The organism is Flavobacterium sp. F52 (assembly GCF_000278705.1).
In the GTDB taxonomy this organism is placed as follows: Bacteria; Bacteroidota; Bacteroidia; order Flavobacteriales; family Flavobacteriaceae; genus Flavobacterium; species Flavobacterium anhuiense.
This window is the reverse complement of record NZ_AKZQ01000026.1, coordinates 25,253-48,080: the sequence shown is the minus strand read 5'-3', so window position 1 is coordinate 48,080 and position 22,828 is coordinate 25,253. Positions and strand designations below refer to the sequence as shown.

Below are 22,828 nucleotides of genomic sequence, written 5' to 3'. Positions count from 1 at the left end.
GAGCTAAAACGTACAACCCAAATCTATAATAAGTAATGTCTATAAAAAACATTAGATTAGAAGTAATGCAGTTTTTGGAAAAAAACGTGGATAGCTTCGTTGAACAGTATTTAATTCCAGTGGAAAAAATTTGGCAGCCGTCGGATTTCTTACCAGATTCTCAAGGAGAAAATTTCTTTGAAGAGGTAAAAGAATTACGCGAGATTGCAAAAGAACTTCCATACGATTTCTGGGTTACGCTTGTTGGTGATACCATCACAGAAGAAGCTTTGCCTACATACGAGTCATGGTTGATGGATGTAGAAGGAATAGATCAGCAAGAAGGAAGTCAAGGAAACGGCTGGGCTAAGTGGGTAAAACAATGGACTGGAGAAGAAAACCGTCACGGAGATCTTTTAAATAAATACTTGTATTTGTCTGGTCGTGTAAACATGCGTGAAATCGAAATGACAACACAGCATTTGATCAACGACGGTTTTGATATTGGAACTGGAACTGACCCATACAAAAATTTTGTATACACTAGTTTTCAGGAATTAGCAACTTATGTTTCGCACAACAGAGTAGCGCAGATAGCGAAGAAATTTGGCGATAACAAATTGTCTAAAATGTGTAAAATGATTGCAGGTGATGAAATGCGTCACCACCACGCCTATAGCGAATTTGTTACTAGAATTTTCCAAATTGATCCAAGCGAAATGATGTTGGCGTTTCAATACATGATGAAGCAGAAAATCGTTATGCCGGCTCACTTTTTAAGAGAATCTGGCCAAAAAATTAGTACAGCTTTCGAACAATTCTCAGATTCAGCACAGCGTATTGGAGTTTACACTGCAAACGATTATGTTGAAATCATGCAGAAATTAATCAACAAATGGGAAATTGAAAAAATTTCTAATTTAAGTGATGAAGCTGAAAAAGCGCGTGACTATTTAATGAAATTGCCAGCTCGTATGGCGAAAATCTCTGAAAGAATTGTGATACCAAAAGAATCGCATATCTTTAAATGGGTGGAACCAGCGAGACTTTAAATTTTAGATTTTAGAATGTAGATTTCAGATTTTAGATTGGAATTTGGAATTTTTAGATTGAAATTTAAAAAGCAACATTGTTGCTTTAAAAGATATTTGTTGATTGTTGGAGATTTAAAATCTTTGGCAATCAACATTTTTTATAAAACGTAAAAACCTCTTTATGAGTGACTCAGCATTAATTATTAAAACCATTGCTTTTGTAAAAGAAAAACTAAACGATGCCGAAGGCGGTCATGATTGGTTTCATATCGAGCGTGTTTACAAAAACGCGTTGCTGATTGCAAAAGAGACAGAATGTGATCTTACGATTGTAGAATTGGGCGCTTTATTGCACGATATAGCCGATAGTAAATTTCATAACGGAGATGAAACTATTGGGCCAAAAACGGCAAGAGCGTTTTTAGAAGCCGAAAATGTTTCTGAGGATATAATTGACCATGTTGTAAAGATCATTGAAAATATCTCTTATAAAGGAGGAAATTTTGAAAAGAAATTCTCTTCTGTCGAATTAGATGTTGTTCAAGATGCCGATCGTCTCGATGCTATTGGTGCAATTGGCGTTGCAAGAGCTTTTAATTACGGTGGATTTAAAAACAGAGCTTTATACAATCCAGAAATTGCTCCTGTAACCAATATGACAAAAGCGGAGTATAAAAAGAACAACGCTCCAACTATTAATCATTTCTATGAAAAGCTCTTACTTTTAAAGGATAAAATGAACACAACGAAAGGAAAAGAAATCGCTGCCGAAAGACATCGTTTCATGGAAACTTTTCTTGCTCAGTTTTATGCAGAATGGGAAGGAGTGAAGTAGATTTCATTTACATATAAAAAAGAAAACGGCTCTAATCAAGAGCCGTTTTTTATTTGAGATGATTTTTAATTCTTAGAAGCAAGTACAAATTTCTGAATGGTATTCTTAAAATCCTTATTCTGTTCGTAATACAAAATATGGCCACCCTTAATAATTTTAACTTCTTGATTTGGGAATTTAAACAAACGATAATGTTCAGGGCCAATATTATTGTCTTTTGTTCCTGAAATTATAAGCGTTGGAACTTTAATAGAAGCCGTTTCTTTTGTAAAATCTCCAAAGTACAGCGGATCACTTAATGCATGCTGAGCAAAAGAAGAGTTTCTTTTTTCGCTATTATCAATACTGTCAAGCTTTTCAACAGTTGCTCTATTATCAGATAACATTTTATAATCTAAATCTGCTTTTTTAATTTGCTGTTTAGCTTCAAAAAATGTGTTTAGTATTGAGTTTTTGTCTTTTACAGGGAAATCTTTTCCAAGAGTTTTACCCATAAAAGCAATTTGATTGAGAAGTGAATCGTTGATGTCAAGTGTAGCATTTAGCAGAACTAAACCTTTTACATGCTGTGGATGTTTTTTAGCATATTTAGTGGCTAAAATTCCTCCGAAAGAATGCCCAATTAGAAATACCTTATCTGTTTTAAAGTGAGTTCGAATTTCTTCAATATCATCAATCATTCTGTCCATGCTGTAATTATTATATGCGGGAGATCTAGATCTGCCACATCCTCTTTGATCATAATAACACATGGTTAGTTTGTCTTCAAGAACATTTCCTCCAAATTCTTCAAAAGATTTGCTCCACGCACCAGGACCTCCGTGTACAAAAATACAGACTTCACCTTTTCCTGAAACTTTCAAAAACAAAGGAACTCCATCTGAAGTGGTAAACGTAATATTGGGATTTTGCGTTATCTCTGTTTTTGTTTGGCTAATTACACTCTGGGAGAAACAAAGAAACAGAATGAAAAGTAAATGGATTTTTGGGTTCATTTGAAGCCTTTTTTGCTGTTTTTAATAGGATAAAAGTATAATTAAAACAGCAGAGAAAAAACTAATGATTGGTTTTCATTATGAAATAAGTAATGATTGTCGCGCAGAAAAAACCTATCGCGAACCACAGTAATCGAGCCACTCTATTATCTCGTACTATTTCCATTCTATCTTCTGGTGTCATCTTAAATAAAATTTAGTAAGCAAAAATAGTTTTAGAAAATATACTAAAAAGGCGCTTTTGGGTTTTAAAATAACAGAATAAGACATTTTTTCTCATAAAAAAGCTTCAAATAAAAATTAAATCTATTTGAAGCGTTTAGTCTTAGTATCTTAGCGTCTTAGAACCTTAATGTTACGAACATCCACAATCGGTTCCACCTCCGCAGTCTTTTTTCTTTTTCGATTTAAAGAAGAACTTTTTGATCAAAAAAGCAACTGCAAATCCTAATATGGCAAAGGCTATAATTTCCTGAAACATAACTTTTTATTTTAAAAGTTGATACGCAATTAATGCGGTAAAATAAGCTAGACCACTCATGAAGACCAGCTGCATTGCAGGCCATTTCCATGAATTGGTTTCTTTTTTGGTAATTGCTAATGTACTCGCACATTGCATGGCAAAAGCATAAAACAGTAGTAAAGAGATTCCAGTTGCAAAGTCAAATACTTTTTCTCCTGTGTCTGGACGAACTTCTGCCTGCATTTTGCTTTTTATAGTCGATTCGTTATCCGTATCTCCAACACTATAAATTGTCGCCAAAGTTCCAACAAAAACTTCACGCGCTGCAAACGAACTGATTAACGCAATTCCGATTTTCCAGTCGTAACCTAAAGGTTGAATTACGGGTTCAATGGCTCTCCCCATTAGACCAATATAGGAATTCTCTAATTTTTGAGAGTTAACTTCATTTTCAAATTGAGTTTCGTCTAAAGTTGTGTTGGCAAACCTTTCTTTAACGATATTTTCGGCTTCATTAAATTCTTTTCCAGGTCCGTAAGAGGCCAAAAACCATAAAATAACTGATATCGCTAAGATAATTTTACCCGCACCAAGAACAAATGCTTTTGTTTTTTCCAGCACATTGATTCCGACATTTTTGAAAAGCGGCATTTTGTAGCTTGGCATTTCAACAACAAAGTATGTTTTTGATTCCAGTTTTAGAACCTTATTTAAGATGTAAGCCGATAAAATAGCCATAAAGAATCCTAAAACATATAACGCCATTAAGGTTAATCCTTGAAGATTTAATACTCCAAAAACTCTTTTACTCGGAATAACCAATGATATAATAATCGCATATACAGGTAATCTTGCCGAACAAGTTGTGAAAGGAGTTACCAAAATAGTGATTAAACGTTCTTTCCAGTTTTCGATATTTCTTGTAGCCATAATTGCTGGAATCGCACAAGCAGTTCCTGAAATTAAGGGCACGACACTTTTTCCTGAAAGCCCAAATCGGCGCATGATTTTATCCATCAAGAATACAACACGGCTCATATAACCGCTTTCCTCCAAAATGGAAATGAAGAGGAATAAAAAGGCAATCTGCGGTATGAAAATAATTACACCACCAATACCCGGAATAATTCCCTGAGAAAGTAAATCGGTCAAAATACCGCTTGGCAGTTCTGCCGCAACCCAGCTACTCAAAGAGGCAAAAGTGTTGTCAATGAAATCCATCGGAATAGTTGACCAGCTGAATATGGATTGGAAAATCAAAAATAAAATGGCAAAGAAAATCACATAACCAAAAACTTTATGAGTTAAGACACGATCCAATTTGGCACGAACATCTTTAGCCATCGAAGCGTCAATCTTTAAACCTTCTTTTAAAACATCATTGATAAACTGATATCTTTTTATGGTTTCTTTCTGCTGTAAGCGCTTTAATTCTGAATGCGATTTGGTAAAAGTGCTTCGAATTTCATTTCGTTCTAAATTCAAAAAATTGACATCCTGAGTAATTACAAGCCATAATTTGTACAATAATTGATTTGGAAAAGCATGTTGCAGTTTTTTGAAATATTCTTCATCAATTACAGAAGCATTCAAACAAGGTTCGTGCGGGATAGTTTTATAAGAAACAATCAGTTCTTTTAATTCTTCAATTCCTAAACCTTTGCGCGAACTAACTAAAGCAATTTTTGTTTTTAATTTTTCTTCTAAATATGGAATATCCAAAGAAATACCTTTGCGCTCCATACGATCCGACATATTGATAACCAAAATCGTCGGAATCTCAAGATCTTTTATCTGAGTGTAAATCAGTAAATTTCTTTTTAAATTTTCAACGTCAGTTACAACAACAGCAACGTCTGGATATAGCTTGTCATTTTTATTTAGCAAAAGTTCAATAACAACGCTTTCGTCCATCGAACTGGCGTTCAAGCTGTACGTTCCCGGTAAATCTAGAATATTGGCTTTTATGTTATTAGGCAACTTGCAAAAGCCCATTTTTTTCTCAACCGTAATTCCAGGATAATTTCCAACTTGTTGGTTAAGACCAGTTAATTGATTAAAAACAGAGGTTTTTCCGGTATTTGGATTTCCGATAAGGGCTACATTGATATTCTGAACACTCATTACAAATTGGTTTTGATAAGTTCAACTTCAATTTCACGAGCGGTTTCAATTCGGATTGCAACATGAGAGCCGTTAATATCTAAATATAAAGGATCACCAAAAGGAGCCACCTGCAACAATTCAACTAAACTGCCAGGAAGACAACCCATTTCTAATAATTTAAGTGGAATAAGATCGATATCAAAATCTTTGATAATGGCTTTTTCGCCTTTTTTCAGAGTGTGTATTGTATTTTGCAAGCTTATTTAGATTGAATTTAGATTGCAAAAGTAGGCAATTATTCTTTATTTCAAGGCATTTAACACTTCTACAAATGCTAAATGTTTCTAAAAATAAGGGTTTTTACTCTTGAGAGAGGAATTCGATATCTTCTAAAAGACGTTTTATGTCTTCCTTATTCGTTCCGTCATAAAAACCTCTAACGCGGCGCTTTTGATCGACCAAAACAAAATTCTCCGTATGCACCATATCATAAAGCTGATCTGGTCTTCCCATTTTTACGGCCAAATACGATTTTCGAGCCATTTTGTAGATTTCTTTTTTATCTCCTGTAACCAGATTCCATTTGCTATCTACAACACCATATTTAATAGCATAAGCTTTTAAAACAGAAACGCTATCTACTTCAGGAAAAACCGTATGTGATAGCAACATTACTTTTGGATTGTTTAAAACTGCTTTTTGAACATCAACTAAATTGGTTGACATTTTCGGGCAGATGGATCCGCAGGTTGTAAAGAAGAAATCGGCAACGTAAATTTTTCCCTCATAATTTTTCTGGGTAATAGTATCACCATTCTGATTGATGAAAGAAAAATCAGCAATTGTGTGGTATTTGCTTTTATACTGAATTGTACTGTCAACCAATTCAGGATTTACATCTGCTGGATTATAAATCGGAAGCGTTTTTTTAGGTTTCAAAGCAGAGTAAAACAAAGATATAGTAACCACCGAAAATACTATTAAAACAATAAAGAATTTGCGGTATTTGTATAAAAGCGATTTCATAAAAATAATTTGGCGCAAAAATACGAAAAGGAGGTTTTAAAAACTTTAGAACGTAATTTTTTTAACAGGCTTTTGTAACTTTTGACATCAAATTGCAGACTAATAAAAATCGTTATAAGCTCTCATTTGTGAAATTTATTTTTATAAATGGATTTCCTGTTTGAATTTTAACACAATTTTAGAAATAATAACAATATGTTTGTATTTTCCATTAAACTATAAACTTTTATGAAAAAACAATTAGCTAAACCTGTGTTTGGTGTTATATCTGCAATGTTTGCCATAACTGCAGCTCAAGCACAAGCACCAAAAGAACCAGGTATTAATGTATCATATATGGATACAAAAATCAGCCCAAGTCAAGATTTTTTCAAATATGTAAATGGAGCTTGGCTCGAAAAAACAGAAATTCCAAGCGATCGCGCTACTTGGGGAAGTTTTAATGAACTGATTAAAAGAACAGACAAGGATGTGATGGAGGTTTTAAAAGAAGCTTCAAAAAACCCGAAGTATAAGTCTAATACAGATCAGGGCAAAGCAGTTAATTTATTTAACACCTATTTAGATTCTATCGGAAGAAATAAGAAGGGAATCGAACCTTTAAAACCATATCTGAAAAAAATTGATGCAATTAAAAACATTGCTGACGTTCAGAAATATTTGGTTGAAATGGAAAAAGAAGGAAATGCGGGCTTTTTCGGAATTTACATTGGTGCTGATGATAAAGACAGTTCAAAAAACTCTGTAAATTTAGGACCAAGCCAATTAGGACTTCCAGATAAAGATTATTATACTTCTGAGGATAAAGATTCGAAAGAAAAGCGTGCAAAATATGAATTGCATGTTGCCAGAATGCTTCAGTTTATTGGAGAATCTCCAGAAAAAGCAAAACAAAGTGCTGCTGAGGTTTTGGCTCTTGAAACAGAATTGTCAAAACCAAGGTTAAACAGAGTTGAAAGAAGAGACAGCCGTTTGCAATGCAACCCAATGACAATTGCTGAACTTCAAAAATTAACTCCAGCTATCAAATGGAATGAATATTTTGCAGGTTTAGGAATTACTAAATTAGAAACTGTAATTGTTTCTGAGCCTAAATACATGACAGCTTTAGAAACTGTTTTCAAAGAAAATAAAGTGGCACAATGGAAAGAATACCTAAAATGGGATTTGATCAACGGCGCTGCGGGCAAGCTTACAACAGAAATTGACAATGCTAATTTCGATTTTTATAGCAAAACATTAAGAGGTGCAATAAAACAGCTTCCGGCTGAGGAAAGAGCGCTTAATGTGGTTAACGGAAATGTTGGTGAAGCTCTTGGAAAACTTTATGTAGAAAAAGTTTTTCCAGCTGAAGCTAAAACCAAAGCGATTGATATGATTCATAATGTTATTACAGCTTACCAAAATCGTATTAATAATTTGAGCTGGATGTCTAAAGACACTAAAGCAAAAGCTATTGAAAAGCTGAACAAAATCACGATTAAAGTGGGATATCCTGATAAATGGAAAGATTATTCGGCTTTAGAAATTAAAAGCATTGCAGAAGGAGGAAGCTATTTTGAAAATACTAAAAACTTAGCGCAATGGAGATTTAAGAAAAGCATAGATAAATTGTCTAAACCGGTTGATAAAACAGAATGGCATATGTCTCCGCAAACAGTAAATGCTTATTATAATCCATCATATAACGAAATTGTATTCCCAGCAGCTATCTTACAGCCGCCTTTCTACAATTACCAAGCTGACGAAGCAGTTAACTATGGTGGAATTGGCGCTGTAATCGGACACGAAATTTCTCACGGATTTGATGATTCTGGAGCGCGTTACAATGCCGAAGGAAATTTAGTAGATTGGTGGACAGAAGATGATTTAAAACAATTTACAGCTTTAGGAAATGATTTAGCAAATCAATACAGTGCTCTTGAGCCATTGCCAGGAGTTCATGTTGATGGTCATTTTACGTTAGGTGAAAATATTGGAGATTTAGGCGGAATCAACGCTGCATTTGACGGTCTGCAATTGTATTTAAAACAACATGGAAATCCAGGTTTAATTGACGGATTTACACCAGAACAGCGTTTCTTTATTTCTTGGGCCACCGTTTGGAGAACTAAATCAAGAGACGAAGCGATCAAAAACCAAGTTAAAACAGATCCGCACTCTCCTGGAATGTACAGAGCCTATGTGCCAATTCAGAATGTTGATGCTTTCTACAAAGCATTTGATATTAAGAAAGGTGATAAAATGTACGTTGAGCCAGAAAAAAGAGTTAAAATCTGGTAATATATTTTAATGATAAAAAAGGGGCGGTTCCGACTTTCGGAACCGCCCCTTTTGCGTTATTATTTTAAGAAAATCACAGATGTTCTGTAGGAACATTTGATCGGTAGAAAAAAAATATTGACGACCGATTATTTACGTTCCGTAGGAACGTTTGATTTTGACATAAATTTTAACCATTCAGCATATCAGACGTTCCTACGGAACGTAAATGCTTCCAATATAATTTTCTACCGATGAAATGTTCCTACGGAACATCTTGTAATTACTTTAAATTACTGTAGATGTATGCTTCAATTGCTTTTAATTCTTCATCAGACATGGCCTTTGTTATGGCAAAATTGGTTTTCATAACCTCAAACTGACTCGGGTCAACAATTGGTTCTGCATTTCCTTTAAGGAAAGTAACAATATCGCCTTTTTGATCTTTATAAATTTTGGCAATTTCCTTAATGCTCGGTCCAACTACTTTTTGATCTGGCTGATGACAAGCAAAACAATTTCCTGTGCTTTCAAATATTTGTTTTCCTAGTTCTTCTGGACTTTTGGCTTTCGCCGATTCTCCTTCAGAAACAGATTCGGTTGGCGCGTTTGTTGGCTCAGAAGTTTCTTTTTTGCAAGATGCGAAAGCTAAAACAGCAGCTAAAAATAAAATCTTTTTCATCTTATTTCTTTAAAAGTATTGCCGCTTCTTTTGCGAAGTATGTCGAAATAAGATTAGCGCCCGAACGTTTGATGCACATTAATTGTTCCATCATAATTTTATCGTGATCAAGCCATCCTCTTTCAGATGCAGCTTTAATCATAGCATATTCTCCAGAAACCTGATAAACGCTTACGGGAACATGAACTGTATTTTTTATTTCGCGAACAATATCCAAATAAGCAATTCCAGGTTTTACCATAACCATATCGGCACCTTCTTCTACATCTGACAAAGCTTCTTTAATGGCTTCGATGCGGTTGGCATAATCCATTTGATATGTTTTTTTGTCTTTTGGAACCACAACATCAGCTTCTTTTGGAGCAGAATCTAAAGCATCTCTAAACGGACCGTAAAAAGCCGAAGCATATTTAGCAGAATAACTCATGATTCCAACATTCTGGAATCCAGCCGCATCTAAACCTTCGCGAAGGCGTAAAACGCGTCCGTCCATCATGTCGCTTGGCGCAACAAAATCGGCACCAGCTTGTGCGTGTGAAACAGCCATTTTTACTAAAGCATCGACTGTGCTGTCGTTTTCTACATCGCCATTTGTAATAATTCCGTCATGACCGTAGATAGAATATGGGTCTAAAGCCACATCTGGCATAACGATCATTTCTGGACAAGCCGCTTTTATGGCACGAATAGCCTGCTGCATTAATCCGTCAGGATTCCAAGCTTCTTTACCAGTATTATCTTTTAGATTCTCGCTAACTTTTACATAAATGTTAACGGCGCGAATTCCTAAATCATAAAGTTCTTTTACTTCTTCAACTGTTAAATCTATAGATCTTCTGAAAATTCCCGGCATTGATGGAATTTCGACTTTTACATTTTCTCCTTCAGCAATAAACATTGGAAACATAAAATCCGATGGACTTAAACTGGTTTCGCGTACTAAAGAACGAATCGATTCATTTACTCTTAATCTTCTGCCTCTTTGTAATGGGAACATATAAATTTAGATTTTAGATTTTAGATTTCAGATTTTAACCTGAATTTGAAAACAGATTGATAAATCCTTATTCTAAAATTGAAGTTGTTTTTTATTTTTTTGAAGTTTACCTCACTTTTGATAAGTGGCGCAAAGTTAAAGAAAAAGGAACAGAATAAGGAGTTTAGCTTGCTTTAGAATCCGTTAATATTATCTAAAAATTTTGATTTTATTGTTTGAACTAAAGCATGGTTATTCAGAATATTCCATCTAAATTTGTAAAATGAAGAAAATTCTCGCTTTATTTTGCTGTTTGCTCTTAACAAGCTGTTTTGAGATTACAGAAAGAATCAAACATCACGACGATCAAAGTGGTGAATATACGCTGATGATCGACTTTTCGAAATCTTGGTTCAAAACCAAATCTGCCATTTGGCTAGAAGAAGTCGATGGCGTAAAAATTCCGAATGAACAAGAAATTACTCAGAAACTAGAAGATTTTAAATCGAAAGCTGTAAAAATTGACGGGATTTCGAATGTAACTACCAAAACGGATTTTCAGAATTACGTCTTCATTATCAAACTCAATTATGCGAATCTGAAAGCATTAAATGCTGTTGTAAATACGATAAACAATCAGCGCGACCAGATTCACTTTAGCGGAAGCAGCAAAACTTTCGAAAGAATTGCATCATATCCAGTTCCCGAAAAAGTGGTTAACGACCCAAAGAAAAAGAAAGATCTAGAAGAAGCAAGCATTATTTCTATCTACACTTTCGATAAAGATATTATGGCTGTAGACAATGCAAACAGCAAAATTTCAAAAAATAAAAAAACGGTTTTTTTAAAACAAAGTATGTACAGCGTATTTAAGAAATCGACCTTAATGAACAATACTATCCAATTAACGCCTTAATTTTTATGAAGCAATTTTATACTCTAATTTTTCTATTTGCCACGTATTTTACTTTTGGACAAGACAGTCCAGACAAATACGACTATTTTGTACAGTTTAACGGAAATCAGCTTTCTAAAAAAGTCAGTATAAACGAAGTACTGAATCATCCGATATTGACGAAATACATTAGCAAAAAACCTGATTTTGATCTTCGCCAATATACTTCGATAATTCAGTTAGATCAAAAAATTACCATTCATGGGAATTTTTTAGATAGCGTTCCATTTTATCAGGTTACTATTCCGATAAAAAACAAAGAAGCAGTAACACAATATCTGATTGAAAAGCAAGGTGCAAATGGAAAAAATAGTACAATTGAAGAATTTGGAAAATATGCTGTTTTTACACCAAGTGGCGTTAAAAGATCATTTGTATGGAATGACAATTATTTGGTCGTATTCGAATTAACAAAAAGACTTCCTACTAAGTTTTATGATTCTCCTGGAGGACCTCCAATTTTAAACGATCCGATTGTGGCAACAGAAACGTATGAAGAAACTGCAGTAGAGGCACCGCAAGTGTATGACGTTCCACAAGCGCCAAATCCGCCAAAAATAGCAGAATCTTCTGTGATGCGTGATGAACCAATGGTAGCTGATGTACCAGCTGGATCAGCAGAAACGGTAGAACAAGATTATCTGTATGATGGAAATCCGTATGAAGAATATACCGCAGAGCAGGCAGAATTTGATAAAAAACTAGCAGAACAGCAAAGAGAAATTATAAAAGGTTTATTTGAAAATGGTTTTACTGCGCCAAGTTTTTCGAAAATTAATGCTTCGGCAGATATTTCGTCTTGGGTAAATTATGGCGGATTCATGTCGAGTTTTTATTCGTTGTATAATTATCCTTTGGCACTATTTGGAGGTTATGATAAATACTTGCCAATGCAGAAGAACTTTGGAAATTTTATAAAAGGCATCAATTTGGATTTTTATTTTGATAATGATAATGCCCGAATTGAAGAAGTAGTTGAATATGCTGCGGAGATTGCCAGTGTTGTAAGCAAAATAAGCGATAGAAAAATCAACAAAAACATCTTTAATTATTTCCCTTCGGAAAAACCTTTAGGTTACGTTTCGTATCACGCCAATACAAAAGCGGCACTTGAAAATTTTCCATCGTTAATGACTGAATTATTTCAAAATCCAAAATTTGCTAAAGAAGATATTACACTTATCACAGATCTGATTTCGACAATCGTTGATGAAGAAGCCACAGCAAAGCTTTTTGATGGCGATTTAAGCGCTTTTTTATACGATACGAAAGAAGTTGAGGTTATGACCAAAAAGTATGATTATGATGAGAATTATGAAGAAAAAATAACCGAAGAAAAAGTGAAAAAGGATATTCCGCTGTTTTCTGTGATTTTTACTTCTACGCATCCAACTTTTGGAGATAAATTATTGCAATTGGGAGTTCGTAAAAAAGTGTTGATTCCAAATGGGAATTCATACACTGTAGTTGGCACTCAAGAATATGGCGATATTTTTATCATGAAGGAAAAAGATGTAGTAGTTGTTGCTAATACAAAAGATTATTTTGGTTCAGGAAAAGGATCTTTTGCTAAAGACACAAAGAAAGATTTGAGCAAAAATTACATTTCTGGAAAATTGGATATTGCGCAAACGGTGAAAACATTCGGTAAAAAAGCAAAAGATTCTGAATTGGATCGAATGACTAAAATTTCATCCCAATTTTCGGATGTATCGATAGAATCACCTAAAAAGTTAATTGACAATAAACTGAAATTCGTTTTTAAACTAAACTCTTTTAAGTCTGATAAAAACATCATTTTGCAGACTTTAGATTTAGCCGAAGAAATGACTTCGAAATAATTGAAAAGAAAAATCCCTGAACAAGAACGTCTCAGGGATTTTTTTATTTAAAAATAATTCATTCCGTAGGAATGTTTCGTCGGTAGAAAAAATTGACGGTACCATTTATTTACGTTCCGTAGGAACGTTTGGTTATTTCAGTTTGCTAAGTAATTGAAGCCTGATAAATGCCTTTGATAGTTTCTTGTAATTCAGCATTAAAATCTTGATCCGATTGACCGGCAGTAAGTCCCTCAGACAATGCTCTTGAAAAACTGGCAATCAGTCCGTGGTTTTGTGAGAGTTTTTGATTTGCTTCTTCGCGAGAATATCCGCCAGAAAGGGCTACGACACGAACCACATGCGGATCTGAAATAAGATCTTTGTAAAAATCGTTGACAGTCGGAATCGAAAGTTTCAGCATTACTTTTATATCTTTATCCAATAGATTCAGTTGTTTTTGAATTTCTTCTTTCAGAATCTGCTCCGATTTTTCTTTATCAGGACTATAAATATCAACTTCAGGTTCTATAATTGGAATTAAACCTTTGCTGAAAATTTGTTTTCCAACTTCAAATTGCTGGGCAACGACATCTTGTATTCCTTCTGGATTGGCTTCTTTAATTACAGAACGCATTTTAGTTCCAAAAATGTTTCGTTCTACAGCACGATCTAGCAATTCGTCTAAACCAGAAATGGGTTTCATTAATTGTACGCCATTTGCAAGATCTGCAAGCCCTTTATCTACTTTCAGAAAAGGAATAATATGTTTTTTATCCCATAAATAATCGGCTGTCCATTGTCCATCGATTTTACGATCCATTGTGTTTTCAAACAAAATAGCACCGAGAATATATTGGCTGTCAAAAGCTGGACTTTTAATAATTCTAGTTCTCATTTCATGCACAAGAGTGTACATTTCTTCGTCATTTGAATATTGATTTTCTTGTACACCATATTGTGCCAATGCTTTTGGTGTGCTTCCGCCGCTTTGGTCTAAGGCGGCGATAAATCCTTTGCCAGAATGCATGAGATTTAATTGTTCCTGGTTCACATTTGCCATAATAATGAATTTTAGTTTTTTATAAATCCATGTAATTTAAGCAATTTTTGGAACTTATTGATTATGAGATTAGAGAATTCTCAAAGACCTATCTTTTCATTAACCTTATCGTAAACTTCTTTTACTTTTTTTGGAGGATCAAATCGGTAACCGACAGAGAGCTTTACAGTAGCGATGTTATCATTCAGCCTTGGATCGACTTTCTCGTCTTGTGCAAAACTAATTGTGTTGAGACTTGCAAAACCAAAAAAACGGTCATTATTGTATGCAAGCTTTAAATTGAAATCGGCTTGATACAATGCTGAGGTATCGCCATCAATATCATTTATTCCAGCACCCAAAGCAAGTCCAGCTCCAATTAGAACCCGATTGCTGATTACAAAATTGTAAAAATAGGAAGGAGCCAATGTAAATACATAGATATCGCTATGAGATGAGTCTGGAGTATTTAAATCAAGATTGGTATAATAGAAAGAAAAAGACGGGATGAAACTGCCAGAACTTTTCGTCTGCCATTCGTTTTGGCTTACCAATGTTTTAAAGGAAAACTTATCATTCAAAACATAAGAGGTCGATCCGCCAATTTTTGTAGTGCGCATGTGTGGTAGCTGTGCAGTTATATTGTCGTCGCTAATATAAAATCCTTTTTGGTTGATAAAAGTGAACGACTGCATCCATTTTTTTAAGTAAAAACGGGTGTTGAAATTAAAGTGCTTAGAATGGGAATCGCCTTTATTCTGACTTAGGAATTTAGGCGCAAAACCAAAACCAATGTCTATAATTTTATAGTTTAGATTGAAGCCAATCTGTTCTCTACGATTCGGAATTAGATTAACGTATATTTTTGGATCTGTATTGTCTGAAGCAATCTGAAAACTATTGGAAGTGTCTAAATAATAAAAGCTGGCAGTAATTTTATCATTATATGATTTGAAATAAGGATTTCGCAATGAGTCATTTTGGGCGAAACATTCAAAAATGCTGATAAAGAATGTGGCGTAAATTAGTGCTAAACGCATAGAAACATAGTTTTAGATAATTTGAAAAGACGTTTAATTTAAATAATCCACACATTTAGCTATGTGAAAAAATACAATTTTCTAAAATCACCTCTAAGATAGGTCTTTAAATCTATGTTTCTATGTGTTAATTAAATTTTAGGTTACGAAATCCACTCGCGAGGATTTGCCAATATAGTAATCAATTTTTCTTCTTCGCTTCCTGGTTCTGGATGATGGTCATAAACCCATTGTACGTGCGGAGGCAAACTCATTAAAATACTCTCGATTCTTCCATTGGTTTTTAATCCGAATAAAGTGCCTTTATCATGAACCAAATTGAATTCAACATAACGGCCACGACGGATTTCTTGCCAGGTTCTTTGTTCAGGAGTATAAGAAAGGTTTTTTCTTCTTTCTACAATTGGCACATAAGCTTCTAGGAAACTATTTCCTACTTCGGTTACAAAATCGTACCAATTTTCCATAGATATTTGTTCGTTTGCTTTGCAATAATCAAAAAACAAACCGCCAAGTCCACGTGCTTCATTTCTATGCGCATTCCAGAAATAGGCATCGCATTGTTTTTTATATTTTGGATAAAATTCGGGATTGTGTTTATCGCAAGCTGTTTTGCATGTTTGATGAAAGTGTTTTGCATCTTCTTCAAACAAATAATAAGGCGTTAAATCTTGTCCGCCACCGAACCATTGATTGATTACATTTCCAGATTCATCATACATTTCAAAATATCGCCAATTGGCGTGCACGGTAGGAACCATTGGGCTTTTCGGGTGAATAACTAAACTCAATCCGCAGGCAAAGAAATCGGCTTCGCCCACGCCAAACATTTTCTGCATCGTCTCTGGAAGTTTTCCGTGAACGGCAGAAATGTTTACACCGCCTTTTTCGAAAACCGCACCGTTTTCAATAACGCGAGTTCTTCCGCCGCCACCCTCTGGACGTTTCCATAGATCTTCACGGAATTTTGCGGTTCCGTCAACAGCTTCTAATCCAGCGCAGATTTGGTCTTGTAAATTTTGTATGTATGCGTAAAATTTATCTTTCATGATTTAATGTATTCTGATTTAAGAAGTCCGAAGTAAACAGAGTTTTGCAAAGTGCCGTCACCATTTCTAAATTCGTCCCTTAAAATTCCTTCTTGTTTAAAATTATGTTTTAATGCAATTCGCTGGCTTGCGAGATTGATTTCTGAAGTGCAAATAAAAACTTTATTAAGGTTCAATTCGTTGAAACAAAAATCAAGCGCATTAGAAACCATTTTTGAAGTAATTCCTTTTCCTTGGTAATCTTCATCAATAAAATAACCAAATTCACATTTTGAAACGCGATAATCGATGGTTTTTACACATAAATAACCAATTAAATTGTTGGTTTTAATATCTCGGGCATAAAAATGAAAACCTTCGCTGTTTTTTTCTCTGTCTTTACTAACCGAGATAAAATCTTCTGCTTTTTCTGCTGAGTCTGAATTGGCAAGAGTAACAGGAAATGTTTTTCCAATGTGATTTTTATTCTTATCGATTAGTTTGTAAAACTCCTCAGGAAGAATGTTTTCAATTCGGTCTGTTTTCCAATCTGTAAAACTCATTCTTTATTTGTTTTTAAGAGATGAAATTTTCGAATGTATTCCAAAAGAGAAAGCTTTACTTTCGGCTTGAATATATTGATAGACAGCTAAAGCTTTATTTTCAAAATCATAATTTTTGTCTTTTGAAAGTTCCACCAAAACATCAGCAAATTGTTCCAATTGATCCCAATCAAAATGAAGTCGCATCAATAATGTGGTCAAATCTTCATTAGAATAGTCAATCAAACTTTCAAAGTTCAATCCAAATTCCTTCAGTTGCTTTTCAAGATCTGATTTTTGTAAGTCATTCAAAGGATAGGGTACAAAAACAAGCGTTCGTAACGTTTTAAGAACGTTATCAATTCTTATTTTTTCTTCGTCTCGTAAACCTTTGTTGAGCATGTTTTTTTAAGTTGGTGGTTGATGGTTTTTGGTTGATGGTATTTGACGCTTAACCATCAACCATCAACTACTATTGCCCGTATTCCTTCACAGCGTCAATAAACGCTTTTGCGTGGTCTACGGGGATATTAGGTAAAATTCCGTGACCTAAATTTACGATATATTTATCTTTTCCGAACTCGTCGATCATTTCGTGAACCATTTTCTTGATAGTTGGAATTGGAGAAAGCAATCTTGACGGATCAAAATTTCCTTGTAAAGTGATGTTTCCGCCAGATAAATAACGTGCATTTCTAGCCGTACAAGTCCAATCAACACCTAATGCAGAAGCACGGCTTTTGCCCATTTCGCCAAGAGCAAACCAGCATCCTTTTCCGAAAACAATAACTGGAGTAATATCCGCTAGAGCGTCAACAATTTGGTTAATATATTTCCATGAAAATTCCTGATAATCAGCAGGAGAAAGCATTCCTCCCCAAGAATCAAAAATCTGAACGGCATTTACACCCGATTTTACTTTTTCTTTTAAGTATAAAATAGTTGTATCTGTGATTTTTTGTAATAAAGTATGCGCAGCAACTGGGTTTGAAAAACAAAATCCTTTTGCAGTGTCAAAACTTTTAGAACCTTTTCCTTCAACAGCATAGCAGAAAATTGTCCAAGGTGAACCTGCGAAACCAATTAATGGCACTTCATCGTTCAGCATTTCTTTAGTCAATTTTACAGCGTCAAAAACGTAACCTAAAGTTTCATTTACATCTGGAACAAAAACCTGATTTACTTGTTCCATTGTACGAATCGGATTTGGAATAATCGGACCCAAATTATCTTTCAATTCAACATGAATTCCCATTGCGCGTGGTACTACCAAAATATCCGAAAATAATATAGCAGCATCTGGAGCAATTCGACGAATTGGCTGCACTGTAATTTCAGCAGCTAATTCTGGAGTTTCGCAACGTGTAAAGAAATCATACTTATCACGAAGTTCTCTAAATTCTGGTAGATATCTTCCTGCCTGACGCATCATCCATACTGGTGGGCGTTGAACTGTTTCTCCTTTTAATGCTCTTAAAAATAGGTCGTTTTTTAACATGTTTTTTATTTTAGGCGCAAAGTCGTAAAGTGACAAAGTTGCAAAGTTTTTATTTGTATTCGTGAATTACATCTTCGATCACGTCCTCGATTGTCGGCTGATCTGCAATGATAATATTTTTAGTGATTTTTGATAAAGCTTCTGCAGTCGTATCACCGATGCAGAAACAGATTTGCTTATTTATTGTATTATGTTTCAGATAACTTTTAACTCCAGACGGACTAAAAAACAAAATCGCTTCAGGATTTGCTTTTATTTTCTGAGGTTGAAGCGTTGTTTCGTAAACCTGAATTTCATTGAATTTAATTCCGTTTTCTTTTAAAGCTTCTGGCAAAGTGTCTCTTCTTAAATTGCCACTGAAAAAGGTATAACTCTCATTTCCGTAAATCAAAGTGATAATTTCTGCTAAATCGGAAGCATAACCTGTGTAGGCAACAACATTGAAGCCGTTTTCTTCTAAAAGACTTTTGGTTTTAAGTCCAACGCAATACACATTTTTCTTTTTCAGTTCTTCTGATTTTGGATCAGATAAAACGCTGTGAACGGCGTTTTGGCTTGTAAAAATAAGGCTCTCGTTGAGGTCTTTTAATTCGAAAGGTTTGTTTTCAGTTTTGATGAAATCGGCTTCGACTAACTCGACGCCATATTTCATGAGCTCTTGTTTATAAAGAGGAGATAATATTTTAGTAGATAGTATCTGAATTGTATTTGCCATTATTTCTTTAGAGATTCTTTGATTTTCTGCATTAATTCCGTTCCTCCATTATTCAAAATCTCCTGAGCCGAATTGAAACCTAGTTTTTTCCATTCTGAAATATCTACCGTTTTGTCGATTTCAATTTTCTGTTTTCCATCGATAGAAAGTAAAACACCTTGAAAATGTAGTGTATCTTCATCTTCATTATATTTTACTAACGCCCCAATTGGCGCAGTACATCCGCCTTCAAGTGTTCTTAAAAACTGACGTTCGATATGAGTACAGATTTCAGTTTCTATGTCATTTAATTGCGATAGTGCATCCAATGTATAATTGTCATTTTCCATTGCCACAACTAGCATTGCGCCTTGAGCTGGCGCCGGAATCATCCAATCTAGATTGATGTAATTTTCAGGTTTTAAGTTGATGCGCTCCAAACCTGCAGCGGCAAAAACAGCTCCATCCCAATTATTATCTTGTAGTTTTTGCATGCGCGTATTCACGTTCCCGCGTAAATCAACTACTGTATGATTTGGATACTTATTGAACCATTGTGCCTGACGTCTAAGACTTCCGGTCGCAATAGTACTTGGATTTGCAAAATCAGGATTTCCTTTATGAACTAAAATATCCAAGACATTGGCTCTTGGTAAAACGGCACCTTGAACGATACCTTTTGGCAAAGCCGTTGGGACATCTTTCATAGAATGCACAGCAATGTCAATATCGCCATTGATCATGGCAATGTCTAAGGTTTTTGTGAAAATTCCAGTGATTCCTAATTCGTAAAGTGGCTTATCAAGAATAATATCTCCCTGAGATTTTACCGCAACAATTGAGGTTTTATAACCTAAATCGTTTAGTTTTTTTTCTACAGTATGCGCTTGCCAAAGTGCTAATTCGCTGTCACGCGTTCCTATTCTGATTGTTTTTTCTGCCATGTTTTGTTTTTTGAACCATATAAGTTATATAAGGCAATTTAAGCAGTTTGAACTTAAAGACAACAATTAAGAGTTGCAATTAAATGAACTTATATAGCTTATAAGGTTTAAAATTTTGTTTTAAGATGCTTTTATTTTGAAGACTTTTTCGATCCATTCGATGCTTTCATCGACCATCGTATCGTCGTCTTTTAAATGATTTGCAAAATGAGTAGTGATTTTCTGGATGATTCTATTACTGATGATTTCGGCTTGCGCTTCATTAAAATCGGCGATTTTTTTGCTTTGAAAATCTAATTCCGAAACTTTAATCGCATTTAATTTTTCTTTTAATGCATTAATTGTTGGAGCAAATTTTCTTCCTTTCATCCAAGTAACAAATTCTTCTTTGATTTCTTCGATGATCGCTTCAGCCGCCGGAATGTGTAATTTTCTGTTTTCTAGAGTTTCATCTGTCAATTGAGACAAATAATCCATATGGATCAAAGTAACGCCTTCTAATTCTTCTACGTTTTCATTCACGTTTTTTGGAATAGACAAATCCAAAATCAATAAAGGTTTTTTAAGATTCAGAATGGCTTTGTCAACCGTTGGATTTTGAGCGCCTGTAGCAACAACGACAACATCGGCTTTTTGAAGTTCTAAATGTAACTCAGAGTAATCTTTAACAATCAAATTTAATTTTCCTGCTAATTTCTCTGCTTTATCTTTCGTTCTGTTAATTAAAGTGATGTGCTCATTTTTAGTATGTTTTACTAAATTCTCGCAAGTATTTCTTCCAATTTTTCCAGTTCCGAAAAGTAAAATGTTTTTATTGCTGATATCTTCAACATTCTTTAAAATATATTGTACAGAAGCAAAAGATACGGAAGTAGCGCCAGAGCTAATTTCTGTTTCTGTTTTGATTCTCTTGCTCGCCTGAATAACTGCATTAACCAGCCTTTCCATAAAAGCATTGGCTAATCCCATAGATTTTGAATGCGTAAAACTGGTTTTTATTTGAGATATAATTTCGAAATCGCCTAAAATCTGGCTGTCTAAACCAGTTCCAACACGAAAGATATGATTAATCGCTTCTTGATTTTTATAAACGAAACCTACTTTTTGAAAAGCATCAACAGAACCATTGCTGTTGTCGCAGATAAGTTTTATTAATTGAAATGGATGTTCAGCAAAACCGTAGATTTCGGTTCTGTTGCAAGTTGAAGTAACTATTAAACTTTCTATTCCTTCGTTTTTAGCTTGTTCCAGCAATCGAGTCTTTGCAACGGCATCCAAACTAAATTGACCTCTGACCTCAGCATCAGCTTTTTTATAACTCAGACCAACTGAGTAAAAATAAAGGTGTTTCGGTACGTTATTGTTTTCCATAAATTCACTTTCATAAAAGTGCAACAAAATTATTACTATACCATCGATAAAAATAACGCTAAAAGTACTTTTTATGTCGCTGTATGTTTTTTTGATTCTAAACTTGTCTTTTTATTTAGAAATCAGCACTTTTATAGCAAAATCAAGTCGTTTGAAATGTTTTGTTTAGAGTCATTCTAAATAAATGTAGGCAAATGGATAAAATTTGCTTGAAAAAAAATATCGCTAAGGGTTCAAAAACTGATGCACGAATTTTTTCAAATTCTTGACGATCTGAATGGCGTTATTTTCGTAGTAAAATAGGATTGAATAAAAAGCGCTATATTAAATTTAACATAGCGCTTTTTGGGAAGGAAATTATTTTTGAACAATTGGAGTTCTTAATGACTCCAAAACAGCTACGATGTCTGTATAAAGTTCTGTATTAGAAGCAACTCCGTTTGCATTTGCCGCAGCACCAACATAGCCTACAAACTTTGTATAATCTGCATTGCTAGATTTAGTTCCCATTCTAGGGTTTCTTGCAGGATCGTGTGCAGCCGACATGCTTAAACCTGAATAAGTATTTACAGTATTTTTTCCTCCTGTATTAAAAGAGAAGAAATCAGTAAGATTATCCGATAATTTAGCAATATTGGTAGCTTGTGTGCTTCCTGTTTCTGCCAGAAGAGGAGCAAAATGAGCCTGTAAATTACCTGAAGCATTAGACTGGATATCTGCTACAATTAATCCTATGGTAGAATTTACAACTTTACGAAAGCTTAAACGCCCCTTTTCGATCATCTGCCCTGAATTATCTGGATCAGAAACCATAACAGAACCTCCTAATCTCTCATAGATAGTTGGTTTTTCTGCGGGAGTTTTATCATCGTCGTTGCTGCAGGAAGTTAATGAGGCCAATGCAATAATAAATGCGCCAAGTGTAATTTTAGAAAAATTTCTCATAATAAATATTTAAAGGTTAATTAAAAAATTGATTAATTTTTTTTGACAATTTGTAGCTGTAGCTATTTTGATCTACGGGACAAACTTCCTTGTTTGCTAAGCCAGCAGGCAAAATGTAACGTTGGGCCTCGTAATTTCCTTTGCTCATTAATTCGTCATATACTTTTTTTGAATTAGTAATTTTATTGTTGTGAAAGTATACCACTACATTTCTTTTTACGATAATCGAGTCAGAGGTTAATCCTTTTATGGATCTTAAATCTGCGCAAATCTTTTTCGCATAGGCAGAATCTATGTTTTCTTTAAAATCAATTCTGCTTACCTGAAGATTTGGACTTTCATAAACGGCTGGTTTTGCTGTAATTATGTGGAAGATTAAAATGGCAAAAAACAACACGCCTGTTATTGCAACTGCCCAAAGTCCCTTTTTTACTATTTTGTTAATTTTCATAAAAGCTCTTATTTATTTGTTGATTTAGTTTTTTAAGAATCATTTACGGGAGGTTTTTATAATTGGTTTTATCAAACAGTAACAAATCTTCAATTTAGAACAGTTATAAATACTGTAAGAAATAATTTATGTTTAGTTTT

23 protein-coding genes are annotated in these 22,828 nt (G+C 34.4%); 5 read left to right on the top strand and 18 right to left on the bottom strand.

The window, feature by feature from the left end; translation table 11 throughout:
• Positions 1-35: 35 nt before the first annotated feature.
• On the top strand, positions 36-1,031 hold the full coding sequence (locus tag FF52_RS11710) for an acyl-ACP desaturase (RefSeq protein ID WP_008465705.1): 996 nt from the start codon (positions 36-38) through the stop codon (positions 1,029-1,031).
• A 163-nt stretch (positions 1,032-1,194) separates the two neighbouring features.
• Positions 1,195-1,848 (top strand): HD domain-containing protein, encoded by a 654-nt coding sequence (locus FF52_RS11705; protein ID WP_008465704.1) that lies wholly within the window; start codon positions 1,195-1,197, stop codon positions 1,846-1,848.
• Positions 1,849-1,913: 65 nt separating this feature from the next.
• On the opposite strand, the gene FF52_RS11700 is transcribed toward FF52_RS11705, so the two are convergent.
• The 5 genes from FF52_RS11700 to FF52_RS11685 form a co-directional block, all read right to left on the bottom strand.
• The gene (locus FF52_RS11700; protein WP_008465702.1) at positions 1,914-2,843 is read right to left on the bottom strand and encodes an alpha/beta fold hydrolase; all 930 of its coding nucleotides are present in this window, start codon (positions 2,841-2,843) and stop codon (positions 1,914-1,916) included.
• A 355-nt stretch (positions 2,844-3,198) separates the two neighbouring features.
• Positions 3,199-3,324, bottom strand: a complete 126-nt coding sequence (locus FF52_RS23530) for a FeoB-associated Cys-rich membrane protein (RefSeq protein WP_085949274.1) — start codon at positions 3,322-3,324, stop codon at positions 3,199-3,201.
• A gap of 6 nt (positions 3,325-3,330) precedes the next feature.
• Positions 3,331-5,430 (bottom strand): ferrous iron transport protein B, encoded by a 2,100-nt coding sequence (feoB, locus tag FF52_RS11695; protein ID WP_008465700.1) that lies wholly within the window; start codon positions 5,428-5,430, stop codon positions 3,331-3,333.
• Positions 5,430-5,669 carry a FeoA family protein gene (locus tag FF52_RS11690; protein WP_008465698.1) on the bottom strand — a complete coding sequence of 80 codons (240 nt, stop codon included), beginning with the start codon at positions 5,667-5,669 and terminating at the stop codon, positions 5,430-5,432. Before FF52_RS11690 ends, feoB begins: the two co-directional genes overlap by 1 nt.
• Before the next feature lie 103 nt (positions 5,670-5,772).
• Positions 5,773-6,438: an SCO family protein gene (locus FF52_RS11685; RefSeq protein ID WP_008465695.1), complete on the bottom strand. Its 666-nt coding sequence runs from the start codon at positions 6,436-6,438 to the stop codon at positions 5,773-5,775.
• Between the two features lie 228 nt (positions 6,439-6,666).
• Here FF52_RS11685 and FF52_RS11680 point away from each other — a divergent pair, with 228 nt between their 5' ends.
• Positions 6,667-8,721, top strand: a complete 2,055-nt coding sequence (locus tag FF52_RS11680) for a M13 family metallopeptidase (protein WP_008465693.1) — start codon at positions 6,667-6,669, stop codon at positions 8,719-8,721.
• 262 nt (positions 8,722-8,983) lie between these two features.
• On the opposite strand, the gene FF52_RS11675 is transcribed toward FF52_RS11680, so the two are convergent.
• Both FF52_RS11675 and hemB read right to left on the bottom strand, forming a co-directional pair.
• Complete coding sequence (locus FF52_RS11675; protein WP_008465691.1) at positions 8,984-9,382, bottom strand: c-type cytochrome; 399 nt, start codon at positions 9,380-9,382, stop codon at positions 8,984-8,986.
• 1 nt (position 9,383) lies between these two features.
• Complete coding sequence (gene hemB / locus FF52_RS11670; protein ID WP_008465689.1) at positions 9,384-10,379, bottom strand: porphobilinogen synthase; 996 nt, start codon at positions 10,377-10,379, stop codon at positions 9,384-9,386.
• 262 nt (positions 10,380-10,641) lie between these two features.
• Here hemB and FF52_RS11665 point away from each other — a divergent pair, with 262 nt between their 5' ends.
• Together FF52_RS11665 and FF52_RS11660 are read left to right on the top strand one after the other, a co-directional pair.
• Positions 10,642-11,274, top strand: a complete 633-nt coding sequence (locus FF52_RS11665) for a hypothetical protein (protein WP_008465688.1) — start codon at positions 10,642-10,644, stop codon at positions 11,272-11,274.
• A 5-nt stretch (positions 11,275-11,279) separates the two neighbouring features.
• Positions 11,280-13,154, top strand: a complete 1,875-nt coding sequence (locus tag FF52_RS11660; protein WP_008465685.1) for a hypothetical protein — start codon at positions 11,280-11,282, stop codon at positions 13,152-13,154.
• Between the two features lie 145 nt (positions 13,155-13,299).
• Here FF52_RS11660 and FF52_RS11655 read toward each other — a convergent pair whose 3' ends face one another.
• The 11 genes from FF52_RS11655 to FF52_RS11605 form a co-directional block, all read right to left on the bottom strand.
• Entirely contained in the window at positions 13,300-14,187 is an 888-nt protein-coding gene (locus tag FF52_RS11655) for a fructose bisphosphate aldolase (RefSeq protein ID WP_008465683.1), read from the bottom strand.
• Positions 14,188-14,276: 89 nt separating this feature from the next.
• Positions 14,277-15,215 carry a DUF4421 family protein gene (locus tag FF52_RS11650; protein ID WP_008465681.1) on the bottom strand — a complete coding sequence of 313 codons (939 nt, stop codon included), beginning with the start codon at positions 15,213-15,215 and terminating at the stop codon, positions 14,277-14,279.
• 143 nt (positions 15,216-15,358) lie between these two features.
• Entirely contained in the window at positions 15,359-16,264 is a 906-nt protein-coding gene (gene hemF / locus FF52_RS11645) for an oxygen-dependent coproporphyrinogen oxidase (protein WP_008465679.1), read from the bottom strand.
• On the bottom strand, positions 16,261-16,806 hold the full coding sequence (locus FF52_RS11640) for a GNAT family N-acetyltransferase (protein WP_008465676.1): 546 nt from the start codon (positions 16,804-16,806) through the stop codon (positions 16,261-16,263). The genes hemF and FF52_RS11640 overlap by 4 nt, the downstream gene beginning before the upstream one ends.
• A gap of 3 nt (positions 16,807-16,809) precedes the next feature.
• Positions 16,810-17,187: a hypothetical protein gene (locus tag FF52_RS11635; RefSeq protein WP_008465674.1), complete on the bottom strand. Its 378-nt coding sequence runs from the start codon at positions 17,185-17,187 to the stop codon at positions 16,810-16,812.
• Between the two features lie 70 nt (positions 17,188-17,257).
• Complete coding sequence (gene hemE, locus FF52_RS11630) at positions 17,258-18,283, bottom strand: uroporphyrinogen decarboxylase (protein ID WP_008465672.1); 1,026 nt, start codon at positions 18,281-18,283, stop codon at positions 17,258-17,260.
• 49 nt (positions 18,284-18,332) lie between these two features.
• Positions 18,333-18,998 carry a uroporphyrinogen-III synthase gene (locus FF52_RS11625; RefSeq protein ID WP_008465670.1) on the bottom strand — a complete coding sequence of 222 codons (666 nt, stop codon included), beginning with the start codon at positions 18,996-18,998 and terminating at the stop codon, positions 18,333-18,335.
• Positions 18,998-19,921, bottom strand: a complete 924-nt coding sequence (gene hemC, locus FF52_RS11620) for a hydroxymethylbilane synthase (RefSeq protein WP_008465668.1) — start codon at positions 19,919-19,921, stop codon at positions 18,998-19,000. The genes FF52_RS11625 and hemC overlap by 1 nt, the downstream gene beginning before the upstream one ends.
• 120 nt (positions 19,922-20,041) lie before the next feature.
• Positions 20,042-21,292, bottom strand: a complete 1,251-nt coding sequence (gene hemA / locus FF52_RS11615; RefSeq protein ID WP_008465667.1) for a glutamyl-tRNA reductase — start codon at positions 21,290-21,292, stop codon at positions 20,042-20,044.
• A gap of 357 nt (positions 21,293-21,649) precedes the next feature.
• Positions 21,650-22,237 carry a hypothetical protein gene (locus FF52_RS11610; RefSeq protein WP_008465662.1) on the bottom strand — a complete coding sequence of 196 codons (588 nt, stop codon included), beginning with the start codon at positions 22,235-22,237 and terminating at the stop codon, positions 21,650-21,652.
• A gap of 16 nt (positions 22,238-22,253) precedes the next feature.
• Positions 22,254-22,688 (bottom strand): hypothetical protein, encoded by a 435-nt coding sequence (locus tag FF52_RS11605; RefSeq protein WP_008465660.1) that lies wholly within the window; start codon positions 22,686-22,688, stop codon positions 22,254-22,256.
• Positions 22,689-22,828 lie beyond the last annotated feature (140 nt).